This is a genomic window from Gordonia sesuvii, from assembly GCF_036350415.1.
GTDB classification, from domain to species: domain Bacteria; phylum Actinomycetota; class Actinomycetes; order Mycobacteriales; family Mycobacteriaceae; genus Gordonia; species Gordonia sesuvii.
The window spans coordinates 240,001-256,272 of record NZ_JAZDUF010000002.1; the positions used below are offsets into that span (position 1 = coordinate 240,001).

The window sequence follows — 16,272 nt, forward strand, 5'->3', positions numbered from 1 at the left end:
CGCCCCCTGAGGAACCGGGCGGTGGCGCTCGCACGTCTTACCCCGACCCCTGAGGAACCCCGGAGCGCTAGCGGAGGGGTGTCACGAAGGGGCGCCCTTCGTGACGCTCGCAAGCTCGCTCCTCAGGGACCAGGTGGTGACGTTCGCAAGCTCCCTCCTCAGGGACCGGGAGGCGGTGCCGTCGACCTCGATGTCCGATTTCCCCGTGGCTGCGCCCCCGGGCATCTAGCCTCGACGCGTGGACACCGTGGATGTGGTCGTCGTCCGGGCCGGGGTGGTCGGCCTTGCCATCGGACGGCGGTTGGCCCTGGACGGCCTCGACGTCATCGTCGTCGAGGCGGAGGACGACATCGGAACCCAGACCAGCTCACGCAACTCCGAAGTGATCCACGCCGGGATCTACTATCCGCGCGGCAGCCACATGGCGTCGGCCTGCGTACGGGGCCGGGATCTGCTGTACCGCTACTGCGAGGACCGGGGCGTCGCACACCAGCGGATCGGAAAACTGATCGTGGCGACGTCGTCGGCCCAGCTCCCCGAACTCGCCCGGATCTCGGTTCGGGCGCGCGGCAACGGCGTCGACGACCTGAAGGTTCTGTACGAGACGGAACTGCATGACCTCGAACCGGACGTCCACGGGGTCGCCGGTTTGCTGTCGCCGTCCACCGGCATCGTCGACGCCCACTCCCTCATGCGATCTCTCCGTCGCGATCTGGAGGAAGCCGGTGGGAGCGTCGCCGTGTGCAGCCGTCTCACCGGAGGTTCGGTGCGGCAATCCCCGGTCGTCGACGTCAACGACAGCACCGTCGCGTGCCGGTGGGTGATCAACTGCGCCGGACTCGGCGCATGGGACGTCGCGCGTTCGCTGCAAGGATTCCCCGCCGAGCACGTTCCGCCGCGTCATCTCGCCAAGGGCAACTACTTCCGGCAGGCGTCCGGAACCGCACCGTTCGGTCGGCTGGTCTACCCGATCCCCATCGAAGGTGGACTCGGCATCCACCTGACACTCGACCTCGACGGGCGGGCGCGGTTCGGTCCGGATGTCGAATGGATCGACGACCTCGACCCGCACGCAGCTCCCTACGCCGTCGACCCGCAGCGCGCCGATCTGTTCGCCGCCGAGATCCGTCAGTACTGGCCCGAACTGGCCGACGATGCGCTGGTACCGGACTATGCGGGCGTGCGTCCCAAGCTCAGCGGTCCCGGCGAACCCGCGAGGGACTTCCTGCTGCAGGGCCCGGCCGACCACGGCGTGGCCGGTCTGATCAACATGTTCGGGATCGAGTCACCCGGCCTCACCTCGTGTCTCGCGCTGGCCGACGATGTCGCGGCGACGGTGACCGCGAACCCGCTACGGTGAACATCACGTCAGATACGTCTCGCCCGCAGACACACAGGAGCAGCATGAAACTCGGTCTACAGCTGGGATATTGGGGGGCGCAGCCCGCGGCGAACCACGCAGAACTGGTCGCGGCCGCGGAAGCGTCCGGTTTCGACAGCGTCTTCACGGCCGAGGCGTGGGGTTCGGATGCCTACACCCCACTGGCCTGGTGGGGATCGTCGACCGAGCGCGTCCGGCTCGGCACCTCGGTGTTGCAGATGTCGGCGCGAACCCCCACTGCCTGCGCGATGGCCGCGCTGACCCTCGACCATTTGTCCGGGGGCCGTCACATCGTCGGCCTCGGTGTGTCCGGGCCGCAGGTTGTCGAGGGCTGGTACGGCCAGCGATTCGCCAAACCGCTCGCGCGAACGCGCGAGTACATCGACATCATGCGTCAGGTGTGGGCCCGTGAGGCACCCGTGACCAGTACCGGCCCGCACTACCCGCTTCCGCTGCGCGGCGACGACGCCACCGGCCTGGGTAAGTCGCTCAAGCCGATCACCCATCCGCTGCGGCCCGACATTCCGGTGATGCTGGGTGCAGAAGGGCCGAAGAACATCGCCCTGGCCGCCGAGATCGCCGACGGGTGGCTTCCCCTCTTCTACACGCCGCGCCTCGCCGACACCTACAACGAGTGGCTCGACGACGGATTCGCCCGGCCAGGCGCCCGACGAAGCCGAGACGACTTCGAGATCTGCGCGACGGCACAGATCGTGATCACCGATGACCGCGCGGCCACCTACGAGGCGATCAAGCCGTTCCTCGCGCTCTACATGGGCGGCATGGGCAGTGAGGACACCAACTTCCACGCCGACGTGTACCGCCGAATGGGCTACGCGGAGGTCGTCGACGAGGTCACCGAACTGTTCCGCAGCAACCGTAAGGACGAGGCCGCACGCATCATCCCCGACGAGGTGGTCGCGGACTCGGCCATCGTCGGCGACATCGACCACGTCCGGTCCGAGGTCAAGCGCTGGGAGGCGGCCGGTGTCGGCACCATGTTGGTGTCGCCCGGCAGCGTCGCCGAACTCGAACAGCTGGCGTCGGTGATCTGAGTATCACAATGCCCCAACATGTTCCGGCTGGACGGGTCGCCGCACTCGTCCGGGTCACACTCGCCTACGTCATTGCGGTCGCAGTGGCCGTTGTGTGGTTGTGGTCGGGTCCGTCCACAAGTTCACTGCTGCTCGACACCCTCATCGCCGACTTGCTGGCCACTCTGGTGATCTTCGCGTTCAGTCGGTATCACCGGAATTCCAGCTTCTACGACGCCTACTGGAGTGTCATCCCGCCGCTGCTGCTGATCTACTGGTGGTGGCAGGGTCCGCTCGGCCTCGACGACCTGCGCGCCTGGCTGCTCTTCCTCGTGGTGATGGTCTGGGCGATCCGACTGACCGCCAACTGGGTGAGCACCTTTCCCGGTCTGCACCACGAGGATTGGCGATATGGCCGCCTGCGCGACGACGCCGGACGGTGGGAACTGCCGGTCGATCTGTTCGCCATCCACGTGATCCCCACCCTGCAGGTCTTCGCCGGGATGCTGCCCGTCTACGTCGCGGTGACCCGTCCCGGCGAAGGGCCCGCGTGGCTGGTCGGCGCGGCCGTCCTGCTCGGGCTGGGCGCCGTCGCACTCGAGACCGTCGCCGACCTCCAGCTGCGCCGGTTCACTCGCGAGCGTCGCCCCGGGCAGGTGATGGATCGTGGCGTCTGGGCCTGGTCTCGCCATCCGAACTACTTCGGCGAGTTCACCTTCTGGTTCGCGCTGGCGCTGTTCGGGGTCGCGGCCTCACCCTCGGACGCGTGGTGGTTGTTCGTCGGTGCGGCGGTGATGCTCGCGCTCTTCGAAGGTGCGAGCATCCCGATGATGGAGAAGCGCAGCCTGCAACGCCGACCCGACTACCAATCCGTCATCGATCGCGTTCCGCGGTTCGTGCCCCGGCCCCCTCGCACGGTCCGTGGCTGACCCGGCACGCCACCCGCGGGTCGTCGTCGCGGGCCTCGGTGACAGCGGGCTGCTCAGCGCAATCCACCTCGCGAGGGGGCGCTCCCGAGTGCCACGCCTGTCGCCGGCGGGTCCGCCCAGCATCGACGTCGTCGGGATCTCGGCGAAACCAGGACTGCTCAGCGGACAGGAACTGGGTACCCGCATAGCGCGACCGGATGCATGGAGTCGTGACTACTGGATACCGTTCGACCGGTTCCGCGGACTGGACCGGGTGCGCACCGTGCACGGATCACTGACCGGCTTGGACCTCGACAATCGTCAGGTCGGTATACGACTCGGGGATGCCTCGGTGGTGTCGGAACCCTTTGACCTGCTGGTCATCTCCACCGGCGTGCGGAACGGCTTCTGGCGGCAGCCGACACTGCAGTCCGCGACCGACATCGACGCCGACCTCCTCTCGACGCATCGTCGCCTGGAATCGACGACGACGGTCGCGGTGATCGGTGGCGGCGCGGCCGCGGTCAGCTCCGCCGCCAACATCGCGGCGGTGTGGCCGGCCAAGAACGTACACCTGTACTTTCCCGGGGATGTGGCACTCCCCCAGCACCATCCGCGCGTCTGGCGCCGGATCCGACGTCGCCTCGACGGCCTCGGGGTGGCCCTGCATCCGCATCATCGCGCGGTCCTGCCTGCCGACGGGCACATCGACCGGATCACCGACGCGCCGGTCACCTGGACGACGTCGCAGGATCCGGTGGACGCGGATGCGGTGGTCTGGGCGATCGGTGCGGTTCGACCGAACACCGAGTGGTTGCCACCCGAGATTCTCGATGAGCGCGGGTTCGTCCGTGTCGGAACCGATCTCCGGGTCGTCGGGCACGACGACATCTTCGCCGTCGGGGACGTCGCGGCCACGGATCCACTCCGGAACTCGGCGCGGAACCGGGCGGACCGTCTGGTCGCGCACAATGTGGTCGCGACGATCACCGGCCGGCCACTGAAGCACTACCGCCCGCGAAGCCGGAGGTGGGGATCGGTGCTCGGCGTCCAACCGGACGGTCTGGAGGTGTTCGCGCCCGACGGCAGACCGTTCCGACTTCCGGCCTGGTCGATCGATTCCGTCCTGCAGCCGTGGATCGTGCGGCGCGGCATCTACCGAGGTGTGCGAGATCGGTCGTGATCGTGGAGTGCCGCAACGAGTTCGGCAACATCGTCGGGGCGCGCCGAGTAGTGCGGAAAGTAGCAACACACTTCGGAAGTGAAGCCGGCGAACCGTGCCCGGAGTTCCTCGGCACACTCGCCCGGGGTGCCGACCACCCCGATCGTGGCGACCATCTCGTCGGTGATCAGTGCGCGCATCTCGGCGAACGCGCCCACCTTGGACAGCGAATTCAGCTGCGGCTGAAGGTCCCCCCAGCCTTCGGCCTCCAACACCGGCCGATAGGCAGGCGTGGACCCGTAGAACGCGATCAGCATCGCGACACCGTCGATCGCGGCTCGTAGGCCTGCCTCGTCGGCACCGACCGCGACCATCGCCTGCCCGATGATCGAGAAGTCGGCTCGCGTGCGACCCGATCGGCGCAAGCCCTCGTCGACGGCGGGCAGGGTGCGCTCGATGAGATGGCGGGTGCTGTTGAACGGCATGACGAGCAGACCCGACGCGAACTCGGCAGCGGTACGCGTCATGATCGGGCCGAGCGCACCGAGCAGGACCGGCGGTGGACCGAACGGATTCGGCCCGGGGTCGAAGTTCGGCGTCATCAACGTGTGGGTGACGAACTCTCCGCGAAAATCGAGAGGCGACTTGCCCTCCCAGGCGTCGAAGATCGCCGAGATCGCGCCGATCGTATCGGCCATCCGGGCGGCCGGCCGTCCCCACGTGGCGCCGTACCGCTTCTCGATGTGCGGTCGGATCTGCGAGCCGAGGCCGAGCCGGAATCGTCCCGAACTCAAGACCTGCAGGTCGTACGCGGAGTGCGCGAGATGCAGCGGGCTCCGTGGGCCGGCGATGGCCACGTTGGTCATCAGGTCGAGATCGGTGTCGGCCGCGGCGACGACGAGCGGGAAGAACACGTCATGACGACCCTCGAAGGTGAAGACGCCGTCGGCACCCATGGCGGCTGCCTCCCGGGCCGCGGTGGTCGCCTGGTCGGGCCGCTCGGCCAGTTGCAGGTGCACACGCATCGACGGTTCGGTCATGACGTCTGAGCCTCACGCAGGTTCGCGAGCCATCGGTGCACCAGCGGGACGACGCTGGCTCCCTCCCCGCTGGCCGCAGCCACCCGCTTCATCGATCCGGACCGGATGTCACCGGCAGCGAACAAGCCGGGTTCACTCGTGGCCAACTCGGGCGGCGGGATGTCGTCGACCCACCTCTCCCGCGGGACGTCGCGGCCGGTCAGCACGAATCCGTCGCGGTCACGCTCCACCGCGTCGGGCAGCCAGTCGCAGTGCGGTGATGCGCCGAGGAGGAGGAACAGTCCGTTCGCCGCGCATCGCTGCTGTTCACCGGTGGCGTTGTCGCGCAGGATGATCCATTCGAGCCGCCCGGCTCCGCCGCCGTCGACGACCTCGCTGGTGCCGCGCACCGTGATCCGCGGGTTGAAAGCGATCTCGCCGATCAGATAGTCCGACATCGTGGAGCTGAGGTCTGGACGCCGGACGACGATCGTCACCGACCGCGCGTGGCGCGCCAGGTGGATGGCGGCCTGACCCGCCGAGTTGCCGCCGCCCACGACGAATACGTCCTGCCCGTCCATCTCCCGGGCGGCGCTCATCGCTGCGCCGTAGTGCACACCGACGCCGACGAGGTCTTCGAGTGCCGCGACACCCAATCGTCGGTAGGCGACGCCGGTGCTGATCACGACCGACCGTGCCGCGATCTCGCCGCCCTCGGTGATCAGTCGGTACGGCGCCATCGCCTCTTCGATGAGCAGTCGGTCGACCGGCCATCCGGTGATGAACCGGGCGCCGAACCGGATCGCTTGCGTGCGGGCGCGTTGGGCCAGGCGCATACCGGATATGCCGCGGGGAAATCCGAGGTAGTTGCGGATCATCGAGCTGGTCCCGGCCTGACCGCCGACCGCATCGGACTCGAGGACCACCGTGCGCAAACCCTCGGACGCGGCGTACACGGCGGCGGCGAGGCCTGCCGGACCCGCGCCGACGACGACCAGGTCGACCACCGTTCCGACGTCGATGTCCGAGGGGCGGCCGTAGAGCAGGACGGCGACATCGCGAACCGATGCCGGCGCGATCACGTCGGTTCCGTCACCTCGCAACGAGTGCACCAGCGGTTCGGGCACGGGCGCACCGGCGGGCTGGGCGCCTGTCGCGGCGTACCGTTCGGCGGTCGCCCGCCCCTCCGCGCTCTCCGGGGTGTGGGTGCGGTACGGCATGCCCATCCGATCGAGGAAGTCCCGTATCGACATGGTGAGCGGGGTGAGCTCGGTGCTGATGATCCGGATGACCTCGACCTCGGGAGCCGCGACCGTCGCGCCCCAGTCGGACAGCAGTTCGGTGATCGCGTAATGGAACTCCTCGTCTCGCGGTCCGCGCGGGATGAGCAGGAATGTGTCGAACTTCCCCTTCTGCAGTGCCGGCCGCAGCGACTCGCTGTGCTCCATGAACATGCTCCAGTGGATGCCGACCACCCGGCGGGCAGTCGGCACGATGCTCCGAAACGTCGCGAGCGCCTCGAGTAGATTCATGTCGGGCAATTCCGACTCGGTGACGATCATCGCGATGGGGCGTCCGTCGCTACGGAGTCTGCTCATCAGCGTGATGCCCTCGATTGCCGAAGCGGCACAGGTGATGTCGTAGTCTCGGCCGTAGCGCTCGAACTCGGCCATCAGTGTGCTGGCGTTGTCGGCGGACACCACGACGATCGACGGTCGGACGGTGACGTCGGCTGGGGGTGTGGTCACGGCATTCAGTCTTCCACTCGCGACGACATCACGTCGGCCCCATCTCATCCGACCCCATCGCGGAGGGCCCGATCACGACCGTACGGGTGGCGAGCGCACGGTCGTGCACGGTGAAGATCCTGGTTCCCGGTTTGCGCCCGGTCCTGACCTCGCTGAGCTCGACCCCGAGCCCGGTCAGCCGACGATGCACGGCGTCGACATCTGTTGCACGCCAAGCCAGTCCCCAGAGGGCACAGACCTCGTCCGATCCGGGGTCCGCACCGGTGACCACCTCCACGACCACGTCCGCCGCCCGGAAGAACAGTTGTCGAGCGCCTCCGCCGATCTCGCGGTCGAGGCGGAAATCAAGGTCGAGCGTCGCGCCGAACACGGCCAGCGCGCGATCCCGTGTCGGCGCGGTGAACACGAGGTGATCGAGCGCAGGCAGATCGGCATCCCGCACACACGATCCGGCGGTTTCGGTGATGTCGACCGGTTCACGGAACGCGAGTCCGCGCCGTTCCATCAGCCGGCGGCCGCCGGCGATGTCGGGTACTCCGAAGGACACCCGATGATTGTCCTCGTGGTCGTCGCGGAACTGCAGGGAGCCGTTGGCGAACGCCGGCAGCTCGGTCGCCGTGAGGTCGAGCAACCGCGCGTACGCGGCCCGCGTCTGCGCCTGATCCGATGTGACGAGTGAGACCGTGACCCCGACGGGTTCCAGGGCGGTCATTCCTGAGCACTACTCGTGATGTGCCATGCCCCACAAACACACTCATAGCAACGCAAGGACGGGCGCCGTCCGACATGGCGCCGTACGGCGATGATCGACTCGCGTGCCAGATGTTCGTCGGCGAAGGCGACCTTGGCGGGCGTGGGACAGGATCGGGTCACGCGGTCAGGGGCACGTCGGGTACGTCGGGTACGTCGGATCGGTTGCGCGGCGGTACGGGCCTCGATCGTGCGGTAGAAGGTCTCGAGGTCGTCGTCGGAGAACGCCGACTCGTCGACCGGGTCGTCGGGGCGCGAGGGTGATGAGGGTGGCGGGACGGAGCGTCGGACCGGCCCGGGACTGCTGCCGCGTGCGTCCGTCCGCGCCTCGATCTCGCGGTAGAACGCGTCGAGGTCGTCATCGGAGAACGGCATACCCCGAGCCTAGTGAGTGTCAGGTCTCGTCGTCGGGCTCGCGGCGACGCCGTGGAAAAACGTTCGAACCGCGACGTCCGCGGAGCGCAGGCGGGACAGTTCGTCGGCGGCGATGGCGCTCGCGGCCACATAGCAGATCGAGTAGTAGACGCCGACCACCCACGACGGCTCCACATCGTCGGCAACGGCCCCCTCGGCCTGCGCTCGGCGGATGATCTCCGGCAGCATCTCGTCCTCCGCTTCGATCCACTCGGCATTGCCGGCGAAGCGATTCGGGTCCGCGAACAGGAAGATGAGGATGTCGCCGAAGTCGACGAGGACTCGCATCAGCGACTCGAGTTCTTCGCGAGCCGAACCGCATCCGGACACGGCCGCGGCCGACTGGTTGTCCAGGACCTCCTGCGCTTCTCGCAGAGCCGCGTCGACGAGCGACTGACGGTCGACGAAGTAGCGATGCAAGGTGCTGCGGCTCACGTCGGCCCGTTCGGCGATGGCGTTGAGGGGCGCGGCAAAATCCCTGGCCCACTCGGCGATCGCGGCGGAGACTATTGCCTGTCGGGTCCTGGTCCGCACACCCGACTCGGGTTCGGTGGTCACGCCGAGGAGGTTAGCCATGACCCGACGTGGGAGCAACATCGATGATTGAAAATGAGACACCGATGTGTCAATGTGATAGTCGAATGTCGCACAATTCTGGAGGCGCGCCATGACCGCCGCAGTCGATGTCACCGCCGCGGACCCAGGGAAGACACCCGACCTGCCGATGCGTGCGAAGGTGGCCATTCTCTGGTCGTACGCGCGCCCGCACCGGGCGATGATCGCGCTCGGCGTCGTCCTCGGTCTGCTCGGCACGGCCGCCGAACTCGCCACCCCCCTGGTGACCAAGTGGGTCCTCGACGGGCTGGCGATGTCCGAGTCGCTCCGCGGCCCGGTGACCGTACTGGCCGTGCTGCTCGTCGCCGGATCCGTGATCGGCCTGGTGCAGACGATCATGCTGGGCACCCTCGCCGAGCGGATCATCCTCGCCACCAGAACTGGACTGGTCCGTCACCTCCTGCGCGTGGAGATACCCGAACTCGACCGCCGGTCGAGCGGCGAGATGGTCGCCCGCGTCACCTCGGACACGCTGCTCATCCGGGAGGCCACCACGTCGAGCATCGTCAACGGGGTGAACGGTGCGGTCGGCATGGTCGGCGCGCTGGTCCTGATGGCCACCTTGGATCTCCCGCTATTTGCGACGACGATGACCGTCATCGTCGTCGTGGGCGGGGCGGCCGCGGTGTTGATGCCCGGGCTGGCGCAGGCCCAGCAGGAAGCCCAGGCCGAGATCGGTTTGCTCGGTGGACGACTCGAGGGGATCCTACGGTCGTTGCGGACCGTGAAGGCCAGCCGCGCCGAGCAGCGCGAGGCCGAGCGGATCGGCGATTTCGCGCGGCGCTCGGCCGACAAGGGTATTCGCGCAGTCCGTATCGAGGCATGGGCATGGACCATCACCGGCGGGGGGATCAACCTTGCGGTGATGATCGTCCTGGCGTTCGGTGCGTGGCGGGTGGCCGATGGCTCGATGACGGTGAGCACACTGATCGCGTTCCTGCTCTACGCCTTTCAGCTGATGATGCCCGTGTCGCTGTTCACGATGAGCATGACCGCCCTCCAGTCCGGTCTCGCGGCCGCGGCACGGATCGCGGAACTCTCGCAATTGCGCACCGAGACCGACGTCGCCGCCTACAGCAGCGAACCCACCAATCGCCTCACCGACGCCCTCGAACTGCGCGATGTCGTCTTTCGCTATGCCCCGGACGCGTCGCCGGCCCTCGACGGAGTGGACGTGACGATCCCGCGCTACGGGCACACGGCGATCGTCGGACCGTCTGGCGCCGGGAAGACCACGATCTTCTCGCTACTGCTCAAGTTCCTCCGCCCCGAGCGGGGTGACATCGTCCTGGACGGGCGATCCCTCGAGAACTGGACCCTGCACGACCTGCGGGCGCGCATCGCCTACGTCGAACAGGACACGCCCCTCGTCCCCGGCACCCTGCGCGAGAATCTGGTCTATGCCGCGCCGACCGCGAACGACGACGACATCTGGCGGGCGCTGGCCGCGGTCCGCATGGATGAGCGGGTACAGGCGATGCCGGAAGGTCTCGCGACGGACGTGACGACGTCGACGCTGTCGGGAGGCGAACGCCAACGCATCGCACTCGCACGTGCACTCGTCGTCGACCCGGAGTTGTTGCTGCTCGACGAGGTGACCGCACAGCTCGACGGCCTGACGGAGGCCGCCGTCGCTGCGGGCATCCGGCGGCAGGCGGAGCGCGGCGCGGTCATCACGATCGCGCACCGGTTGTCGACGATTCTCGATGCCGACCAGATCGTGGTGCTGGAGGCGGGCCGGGTGCGCGCGGTCGGCAACCATCGTGAACTGCTCGACGCCGACGAACTCTACCGAGAGCTGGTCGCGGCCATGCACATCGAGGTGACGTCCGGTTCGGGACCCTGATGTCGTCTCAGGCGTTGACTTCTCAGCTGCGTGAGACCTTGTACGCCGCGCCCGCGCCCTCGCGCTGCTTCATCTTCTTGATCGCGTCGTGATGACGCCGGGCGTGATACGCCAGCGGGAAGTAGGTGAGCCGCTCGGGCAGAACGCGGTAGGCGACCCGGATGGCGGCGTGAATCCGTTCGAGTTCACGCTGCTCCTCGTCGGACCAGGTGACACCGAGGATCTCGCGGATTCGTGGATCCATCACCCCGACCGTGGTCAGATAGTTGAGCTTCTGACCGGGCACCGACGCGATGCGGGCGACGGTGTTCGCGAAACGGACGAAAGGTGCCGGCACCATCTTGTCGAGCCGCGGCGCCGTCTGCATCTGCCGGACCAGTTCCAGGGCGGTCGGGTGCGCAACCAGCACGTTGTCGATCATGTTCTCGTAATACGGCGCGAACTCCTCGACCGTCTGCGGGAAGCCGTTCATCGGCACCTGCACGATTTTCGCGATGCGCAGGTTGTCCCGGTAGATCTCCTCGACCTCGTCCGGCGTGAACTCGCGGCCCAGGACGAGCGGCGCCGCTTTCAACGACGTGGGGAACGCCGTGGCGATGACCCATTGATACGCCTCGGGGTTCAGCGCGCTGATGTGCTTGCCCTCGGAGTTGCGCATCTGCAGCGGCTGGTGCATGCGCCGCAGCCGCTTGCCCTCCTCGATCGCCTCCTGGCCGCCGTACACCCAGCGCATGACCGAATCGATCGACCGGACGGCCCGTCCCATCGGATCGGTCCGGTAGACCGAGTACTTCCCCACGATGTCGCCGATGACGGGATGCATGACCTGCATGACGAACGCGGCGCCGTTGACCGGGAGGAAGGTGAACCGGCCGACGAGCTCGGCGGTGAGCGAATCCGGCGAGATGAGCTCGATCTCGTCGTCGCCGTGCGAGAGCACCGACTCGTCGGGCAGAACCGGGGACGGCTGGGTGATTGTCATCGCGGACCTCCGAGCACTCTGACCCACACGTGGTGAGCGACCTCTATCTGAGGACTTGTGTAGTCAGATTACCCGGCGCGGTGTCGTGAGTCGACAACTTCACGCAAATTGAGGTGACGGGCGTCTCAGCGCGCCATCCACAGGCGCCGCCGGATCACGCCGCGCATGCGGCGCAACTCCCCCTTGCTCAATGACGTCGGCGGATCGTCGGAGACGATCCGGTCCACCTCGCGGAAGAAGTCCCGATCCGACAGACCGAACTCGTCCGCGATCGCGGTCGAGGAGCCCCCGCCGAGCGGATACCAATTAGTCTCGAAATCGACCATCCGCTGCTGCTCTTCCGGTCGTGCGTCGTCCGGGCCGCCCTCGTGCTGGATGCGGTCCTGCCGAATGTGTTGCTTGTTGTGCACTGCGATCTGCCCCTGCGGATATGCGGTTTGCCCGTACACGCCGACCGAGCCTCGCCGGGCTGACTGTTCAACACCTGATCGGTCGACAGGAATCGACACCATTGTGCCTCGCGCCGTGGCGTGTGTCACCGTCCGCGACATGAATGGCGGGTGACCGCAAGCCCCAAGGCGGACATAACCGTCGAATGCGAATTCGGTCCCGCCGCCACGGGTTTCGGAGTTCGTCCGTCAGTCGTCGTACCGCGGGACGACCGCGTACACCTCGAGCTCGCGGGGTACGCCTTTGGCCTTGAACCGCCGACGGCGACTGCTGTAGCGCGAAGCGTCCGCGGACTGAAGCGTCGCGTCGCTGACGAGGAGTTCCCCTGCCCCGGCCGCGTCGGCGACCCGGGCCGCGATGTTGACGTCGACGCCGATGAAATCGTCACCCACCGACCGCGGAGTGCCGGTGTGCAAACCGGCACGCAGCTGTGGCCGGTACCCGTCGATCGTCAGTGCGCTGACCCCACAGATGGCCTCGTACGCCGCTTCGATGGCCTCCGTGCCGTCGAGGAACACCGCCATGGTGCCGTCACCGAGTTGTTTGACGATGCTGCCGCCCCGGGCGCTGACCACGGACTCGGTCACCTCGTTGACCGATGCGAGAAGTCGCAGCACCTGTTCGTCGCCGACGTCGAGGGCCCAGGTGGAGAAGCCGACCAGATCGGTGAACAGGATGGTGGCCGGCACCGGACTCTGGTGTCGACCGCCCCGGCGCGCGAGCAGCGTCTGCCAGACCTGGATCGCGCCGAGCCCGAGCTCGCGGACCACGCTCGGCTGATCGGGACGGGACTCGTTGATCAGCCGGGCGAGACGATCGGACGCACGTCGCGACGGGGCCGGTTGTGCTGTCGGAAGCAGACCACGGGCGGCGCGGGCCGCCCGAACCGCACCGGAGTTGGCGTCGGATCGGGCCAGGGCGTCGGCTGCTCGGCGAGCGGGGCCGCGGGTCTCGCCACGGTCGACGTCGGTCGGATCGGCCGGCTCGTCGCTCGGCTCGTGGCGCGTCACGCGGCCCAGTCTATCGAGGGCTTGTCGAGGCGACTGCCTGCATGCGGCGACCGGCGACGTCTGGTTTGCGAAGCGGAAACGCTCATGTCACAGGGGCGGTTCGGCGTTCTTCGCGGCGGTTGGCGTAGACGCTGCTCGCGAACGCGGCACCGATGAACACGACGCCGATGAGGCCCGTGACAACCTCGTTGATGTGGATGTGCACGCTCACGAGCAGGATCACGGCCAGCGCCCCGATCGCCCAGTGCGCTCCGTGCTCGAGATATCGGTACTGGCCGAGCGTGCCCTGCCGCACGAGGTAGATCGTGATCGAACGGACGAAGATGGCGCCGATGAATCCGAGGCCGAGCGCGATGATGATCGGGTCGGAGGTGATCGCGAAGGCGCCGATGACGCCGTCGAAGGAGAACGAGGCATCCAGGACCTCGAGGTAGAGGAACAGGAAGAATCCGGCTCGTCCGACTGCCGCGGTCGCCGGCGCGGGGCGGCGGGTCCCCGGCTGTGAGGTCCCCGGCTCTGAGGTTTCCGCCTGTGAGGTCTCCGGCTCGGACATGCCCGGTTGTCGGCGCTGGAACAGCGTGCTCAGCCCGTTGACCAGGAGGTAGGTGATCATTCCGAGCAGCCCGGAGATCAGGATCGTCGCGCGTGTCTCGTCTGGTGCCAGGTATTCGGCGATCACGACCAGGACGATCGCGGCGATCACGACCGTGATCTGGTCGATCTGCCCGAGGCGCCGCAGCGGCCGTTCGATCCACGACAGCCACGTCAGCGACCTGTCGGCGAGCATGAAGTTGAGGAACAGCAGCAGCAGGAACATGCCGCCGAACGCCGCGATCTGCGGATGTGCCTCGAGCAGGATGGTCTCGTAGCTCGGGCTGCCGTCCGGGAAGTGGTCGGCGCCGTCCGGCGGTGGGTTCAGGGCCAGGCGTAGGGCCTCGATCGGCGCCAGACCGCCGGTGATCCAGACGATCGCGAGGGGGAACAGCAAACGCATGCCGAACACGGCGATGAGGATGCCGACTGTCAGGAACATGCGCTGCCAGAACATGCTCATCCGTTCGAGCACGGTGGCGTTGATGACGGCGTTGTCGAAGGACAGTGAGATCTCGAGGATCCCGAGGATCGCGCACAGCGCCAAGCCGGTCCAGCCCTGATAGAGGAAGGCGGCGGCGAGCGCTGCGAGGGTGACGACGATCGACAGACCGAAGATCCGGACGATCAACGAAGCTTCTCGGCTTCCCGCGCCAGACCGAGCAGGTCGTCGGTCATGGTCTGCAGCGTGGGGGCGTCGGCCTGCTCGGCGACGGCCGTGGCCAGATCCTCGGCCGCGCAGCGCAGAGCGAACATGCGGTCGCCGAAGGCGTCGGCCTCGGCCGCGCTCAGGATCACCGCGTCGTCGGGAATAGAAGTACCGTGCGTGAGCGCTCTTTGTTCATAGGCGCGTTGCCGGCAGGACTGCTTGCAGTACTTGCGGCGACGACCGTGGTCGGAGTCGACCATGCTGCGACCACACCACGAGCAGGAATACGGTCGCCGACGCGGGTCATCCACGGAGTCGACCGTACCGGGCTCGGTCGGCCGTCGCGGGACGTGGCGTCCCGGGCGGTTCCGGAGACGCGCGTAGAATGAACATGATCAGCGTCGGATGACGCCGCTCTGACACGCCCACCGGGCGTACACGGATCGGCCGCGAACTCGGCGCCCGACGAGAGATGTTGAGAGGAAAGTTTTATGGCAGATCGAGTACTTCGGGGTAGCCGCCTCGGTGCGGTGAGCTACGAGACCGATCGCGATCACGACCTCGCACCACGACGCATCGTCCAGTACCGCACCGACAACGGTGAGATCTTCGACGTCCCGTTCGCCGACGATGCGGAGGTCCCGTCGAAGTGGCCGTGCAAGAACGGCATGGAGGGGACCATCCTCGAGGGCGCCGAGCCCGAGGAGAAGAAGACCAAGCCGCCACGCACCCACTGGGACATGCTCCTCGAGCGGCGTTCCGAAGAGGAACTCGAGGTTCTCCTCAATGAGCGGCTCGAACTGCTGAAACAGCGTCGCAAGGGCGTCACGAACTGACCGTGCGGTCCTGACACCACATTTGACTGACGACACCGGCCGGGTGATTCACCCGGCCGGTGTCGTGTCTCTGCTCAGCTTCGCCGGCCGAACCGTTCGAGTCGGCTCTCGATCCCCCACCGGGCCACCATCAGGAAGGCCTCGGTCATCACGCCGCCGCTCATCTTCGACTCGCCGACCTCACGTTCGGTGAACGTGATCGGCACCTCGCGGACGTCGAACCCGGCGCGGACCGCCCGCCACGCCAGGTCGATCTGAAAGCAGTAGCCCGCCGACTGGACCGTCTCGAGTTGGATCTTCTCCAGCACCTGCCTGCGGTAGGCGCGGAAACCCGCGGTGATGTCGTGCACCCGCGCGCCGAGCGCGAGACGTGCGTAGGTGTTGGCCCCTCGCGACAACAGCTCGCGGTGCCGCGGCCAGTTGACGAGCCGGCCGCCCGGCACGTACCGGGAACCGATCACCAGGTCGGCGCCGTCGTTGACGGCGTCCAGCAGCCGATGCAGTTGTTCGGGAGCGTGGCTGCCGTCCGCGTCCATCTCGATGATCACCGCGTACTCCCGCTCGAGGCCCCAGGCGAATCCGGCCAGGTAGGCCTTGCCGAGACCGTCCTTCTCGGTGCGGTGCAGGACGTGTAGGCGGTTGTCGGGGTCGGCCGCGGCGAGTTCGTCGGCGACGTCGCCGGTGCCGTCGGGGCTGGAATCGTCGACGACCAGCACGTGCACACCAGGAAGTGCCTCGTGGAGGCGGGTCACGATGACGGGAAGGTTCTCGCGTTCGTTGAACGTCGGGACGACCACCAGTGCCCGGTCGCCGTTGGCGCCGACCACCCCTGGCAGCGCCCCGTCGGGACTCTCCCCTGGCTGTTCGTTCCCGGCTG

Annotated in this window: 17 protein-coding genes; 6 read left to right on the plus strand and 11 right to left on the minus strand. The window is 67.5% G+C overall.

The window, feature by feature from the left end:
• Positions 1-238: 238 nt before the first annotated feature.
• Genes VZC37_RS07980 through VZC37_RS07995 form a run of 4 tightly spaced genes read left to right on the plus strand, consistent with a single transcriptional unit; the run spans position 239 to position 4,506 of the window.
• The gene (locus tag VZC37_RS07980; protein ID WP_330431941.1) at positions 239-1,360 is read left to right on the plus strand and encodes an NAD(P)/FAD-dependent oxidoreductase; all 1,122 of its coding nucleotides are present in this window, start codon (positions 239-241) and stop codon (positions 1,358-1,360) included.
• 44 nt (positions 1,361-1,404) lie between these two features.
• On the plus strand, positions 1,405-2,436 hold the full coding sequence (locus VZC37_RS07985; protein WP_330431942.1) for an LLM class F420-dependent oxidoreductase: 1,032 nt from the start codon (positions 1,405-1,407) through the stop codon (positions 2,434-2,436).
• Between the two features lie 8 nt (positions 2,437-2,444).
• Positions 2,445-3,344 (plus strand): DUF1295 domain-containing protein, encoded by a 900-nt coding sequence (locus VZC37_RS07990; RefSeq protein ID WP_330431943.1) that lies wholly within the window; start codon positions 2,445-2,447, stop codon positions 3,342-3,344.
• Positions 3,337-4,506, plus strand: coding sequence for an FAD-dependent oxidoreductase (locus VZC37_RS07995; protein ID WP_330431944.1), 1,170 nt, complete (start codon positions 3,337-3,339; stop codon positions 4,504-4,506). Before VZC37_RS07990 ends, VZC37_RS07995 begins: the two co-directional genes overlap by 8 nt.
• On the opposite strand, the gene VZC37_RS08000 is transcribed toward VZC37_RS07995, so the two are convergent.
• The 5 genes from VZC37_RS08000 to VZC37_RS08020 form a co-directional block, all read right to left on the minus strand.
• A complete protein-coding gene (locus VZC37_RS08000) occupies positions 4,479-5,510 on the minus strand; it encodes a TIGR03617 family F420-dependent LLM class oxidoreductase (protein ID WP_330432478.1) in 1,032 nt (343 codons plus the stop codon). The genes VZC37_RS07995 and VZC37_RS08000 overlap by 28 nt on opposite strands.
• 11 nt (positions 5,511-5,521) lie before the next feature.
• Positions 5,522-7,177: an NAD(P)/FAD-dependent oxidoreductase gene (locus VZC37_RS08005; protein ID WP_330432479.1), complete on the minus strand. Its 1,656-nt coding sequence runs from the start codon at positions 7,175-7,177 to the stop codon at positions 5,522-5,524.
• 103 nt (positions 7,178-7,280) lie between these two features.
• Positions 7,281-7,964, minus strand: coding sequence for a VOC family protein (locus VZC37_RS08010; RefSeq protein WP_330431945.1), 684 nt, complete (start codon positions 7,962-7,964; stop codon positions 7,281-7,283).
• Positions 7,961-8,377, minus strand: coding sequence for a hypothetical protein (locus tag VZC37_RS08015; RefSeq protein WP_330431946.1), 417 nt, complete (start codon positions 8,375-8,377; stop codon positions 7,961-7,963). Before VZC37_RS08015 ends, VZC37_RS08010 begins: the two co-directional genes overlap by 4 nt.
• A 9-nt stretch (positions 8,378-8,386) precedes the next feature.
• Positions 8,387-8,974, minus strand: coding sequence for a TetR/AcrR family transcriptional regulator (locus VZC37_RS08020; protein WP_330431947.1), 588 nt, complete (start codon positions 8,972-8,974; stop codon positions 8,387-8,389).
• Positions 8,975-9,083: 109 nt separating this feature from the next.
• Between VZC37_RS08020 and VZC37_RS08025 the strand changes: the two genes are divergently transcribed.
• Positions 9,084-10,877, plus strand: a complete 1,794-nt coding sequence (locus VZC37_RS08025) for an ABC transporter ATP-binding protein (protein WP_330431948.1) — start codon at positions 9,084-9,086, stop codon at positions 10,875-10,877.
• A 22-nt stretch (positions 10,878-10,899) separates the two neighbouring features.
• Here VZC37_RS08025 and VZC37_RS08030 read toward each other — a convergent pair whose 3' ends face one another.
• From VZC37_RS08030 to VZC37_RS08050, 5 genes are all read right to left on the minus strand, one after another.
• Positions 10,900-11,859 (minus strand): oxygenase MpaB family protein, encoded by a 960-nt coding sequence (locus tag VZC37_RS08030; protein WP_330431949.1) that lies wholly within the window; start codon positions 11,857-11,859, stop codon positions 10,900-10,902.
• A gap of 125 nt (positions 11,860-11,984) precedes the next feature.
• Positions 11,985-12,185, minus strand: a complete 201-nt coding sequence (locus tag VZC37_RS08035; protein WP_330432480.1) for a hypothetical protein — start codon at positions 12,183-12,185, stop codon at positions 11,985-11,987.
• A 312-nt stretch (positions 12,186-12,497) separates the two neighbouring features.
• The gene (locus tag VZC37_RS08040) at positions 12,498-13,319 is read right to left on the minus strand and encodes an adenylate/guanylate cyclase domain-containing protein (RefSeq protein ID WP_431309359.1); all 822 of its coding nucleotides are present in this window, start codon (positions 13,317-13,319) and stop codon (positions 12,498-12,500) included.
• A gap of 82 nt (positions 13,320-13,401) precedes the next feature.
• Positions 13,402-14,541, minus strand: a complete 1,140-nt coding sequence (locus VZC37_RS08045; RefSeq protein ID WP_330431950.1) for a DUF475 domain-containing protein — start codon at positions 14,539-14,541, stop codon at positions 13,402-13,404.
• Positions 14,538-14,819: a hypothetical protein gene (locus VZC37_RS08050; RefSeq protein ID WP_330431951.1), complete on the minus strand. Its 282-nt coding sequence runs from the start codon at positions 14,817-14,819 to the stop codon at positions 14,538-14,540. The genes VZC37_RS08045 and VZC37_RS08050 overlap by 4 nt, the downstream gene beginning before the upstream one ends.
• A 231-nt stretch (positions 14,820-15,050) precedes the next feature.
• Here VZC37_RS08050 and VZC37_RS08055 point away from each other — a divergent pair, with 231 nt between their 5' ends.
• The gene (locus VZC37_RS08055) at positions 15,051-15,395 is read left to right on the plus strand and encodes an RNA polymerase-binding protein RbpA (protein WP_160902307.1); all 345 of its coding nucleotides are present in this window, start codon (positions 15,051-15,053) and stop codon (positions 15,393-15,395) included.
• Positions 15,396-15,469: 74 nt separating this feature from the next.
• On the opposite strand, the gene VZC37_RS08060 is transcribed toward VZC37_RS08055, so the two are convergent.
• Positions 15,470-16,222: a polyprenol monophosphomannose synthase gene (locus VZC37_RS08060; RefSeq protein ID WP_431309381.1), complete on the minus strand. Its 753-nt coding sequence runs from the start codon at positions 16,220-16,222 to the stop codon at positions 15,470-15,472.
• Between the last annotated feature and the right edge of the window lie 50 nt (positions 16,223-16,272).